Here is a 2376-nt window from a genome sequence, read left to right on the forward strand (position 1 = left end):
GGGTGCCCGCCGACGCGGTGGCTGGCTGGTGTCGCATCGTGCGCGACAACAGCCAGCCGGTACGGGCCGCCATCGTCGCCGACGTGACGGACACGCTCAAGGCGACGCTCGAGCCGACCGCCTGGCAGCGGCTCGCCCAACCGGTTTTCGACCGGCTCCGGGCCCGCCGCCGAGATGCGCTGGTGGCCTACACCATGCACGCCGTGGGCGTGTCCTCGCTGGAGCAGCTCTACGACTACTTCCTGCTCGATCCCGGGATGGAACCGGTGGTGCAGACCTCACGGATCCGGTTGGCGACGGCGTCCGTGAAGCTGTTCATCCAGCGGATCCTGCTCAAGCTGGTGCCTAACGTGCCACCTGAGGCGATCAACGCCAAGCGGTGGGAGGTGATGCGCCGCCAGACCCTCTGGCGGGGCGACCGGGAGATCTTCCTGCACCCGGAGTACTGGCTGGAGGAGGAGTTCCGGGACCAGAAGACGCACCTGTTCACCGAACTCGAGAGCACCCTGCTGGAGGGGGACGTCTCCAGCGACCTGGTCGAGGGCGCGTTCCTGACGTACCTCACCAAGCTCGACCAGCTCGCCTCACTGGACATCGTCGCCTCCCATCTGGAGGACGACCCGGAACGGAAGCTGCGCACACTGCACGTGTTCGGCCGCACCTCCGGCACCCCGGCCGCCTACTTCTACCGCCGCTACGTCCACGGTGCGTGGACTCCGTGGGAGCCGGTCGGGCTCGACATCCAGGGTGATCACCTCGCTCCGGTCGTCTGGCACGGACGGCTGCGGCTGTTCTGGGTCACCTTCAGCACCGTGGCCACCGAGTCGACGACAACCACGGTCGTCACGACGTCGATCACCATCCCACCGCCGAGCCTCACGACCATCGCTCAGCTGCACTGGAGCGACTACGTCAACGGCGCGTGGAGCAACCCGAGCAGCGGCAGCGCCGACCCGGTTACGAACCAGTGCCTGGTGAGTACGGGCCACACCCCGACACATTCCATCCTGAGCTTTACGGCGAAGGGGACGATCGCCAAGGATCTCGGCGCCCTCGTCGGCCCCGGCCATCCGCAGGGAAGCGCGAGCCGTATCCCGCCGAGTTCCACCCCGATCAGGGTGGCGAAGGAGGCGTTCACCGAGGAGGGCGAGGAACGTGGCGTCTTCGTCAGCCTCGGTCATCCGTTCGACGCGGCCTTCTACCTTCAGAGCCGCAACAGCTCGCCCGTCCCCGGCGACGCGCCGGCCGCCACGGCGTCTCCCTACAGCGCGACCGGAGTCAGGGCCACCCTGCGGGCCGGTGACGGACCGCTGACCGTCTCTGTCGAGCGTCGGCATGCCGAGATCGGATTGAGCGTCACCAGTACGACGGAGAACGTGCCGTTGCTCAACCCTCCGGGGGTCTACAGTCTGCTGGAGCCCAACAGCGACATCGTCGGCCCACCGCCGGAGGTCGCGCCACTGATCCGGCCGGTGTTCTTCCAGGACAACCAGTACACGCTGTTCGGTGAGCCGGTCGTGAGAGAGCGCACAGTGGCGGAATGGGAGGAATGGGTCGCCGTCCCGGCGCCCTCCGGAGACATCTTCCATCTCCACGACATTCTCGATCACCTCGCGATCGAACCCGCTCGCCCGGACCTGCACCTGCTGGCCCTGAAGAACGGCGTGAACGGCATCTTCCCGAAGCCGCCCCTACCGGGCGACGGGCAACCGGACTGGCTGCTGAACGACGTCACCGCGCTGGCCTTCGACGATGTGATCATCCACCCGGCCGCCGGGACGCGGCTGGTCGAGCTGGACACCACCCGTATCAACGGCTCTGGCGTCTTCGCACCGGATGTCGCACCCGGCGTCGGGCTCACCCAGGTACTGACCAGCCAGACCGCAGCGGCCGCGCCACAGCCCGTCGGACTCGGCATCGTCGGCGGATCCGGTGCGAGCCGGGCGATCCTCGGAAACGTCGCCGCGTCGCAGCTGCTCGAAGGGAGCTGACCATGAGGGACCTCAAGACCGCGGCCACCGCATTCCACGTGCTCGGCGAGAGCGAGGACCTGCCGCTGGGAATTCCGGATGCCGTGATCGAGGCGTTGTTGCGGCATCGGCAGTACACCGAACGGGACTACCGGATCACGTTCACACTGCACCAGCACCCGTACGTCAGGGAGCTGACCAGCCGGCTGCTGCGCGGCAGCACCCGTGAGCTCCTGGCCGCCGACACCCTGCGGGCGAGCGATGGCAGCTCACTGCCCGGCGGCGTCCGGGTGAGCCTGCCGGCCGCCGCCGTCGTCATCGTCGCCGCATCCGCCCGGATCACCCTGTTCACGGCTGTCACGATCGGGGTCGGCAGTGATACGACCGAGCTGGCCGAGGGCACGAC

Annotated in this window: 2 protein-coding genes; both read left to right on the forward strand. The window is 68.2% G+C overall.

Going from position 1 to position 2376, the window contains the following annotated elements; all coding sequences use genetic code 11:
• Positions 1–1991, forward strand: a 1991-nt coding sequence (locus AB0O00_RS36025) for a neuraminidase-like domain-containing protein (RefSeq protein WP_363658922.1), incomplete at its 5' end; no start/stop codon positions are given.
• A 2-nt stretch (positions 1992–1993) separates the two neighbouring features.
• Positions 1994–2376 (forward strand): hypothetical protein (locus AB0O00_RS36030; protein ID WP_363658923.1); only part of this gene is annotated, 383 nt, incomplete at its 3' end.

This window comes from Kitasatospora sp. NPDC093558 (genome assembly GCF_040683475.1).
GTDB lineage: Bacteria > Actinomycetota > Actinomycetes > Streptomycetales > Streptomycetaceae > Kitasatospora.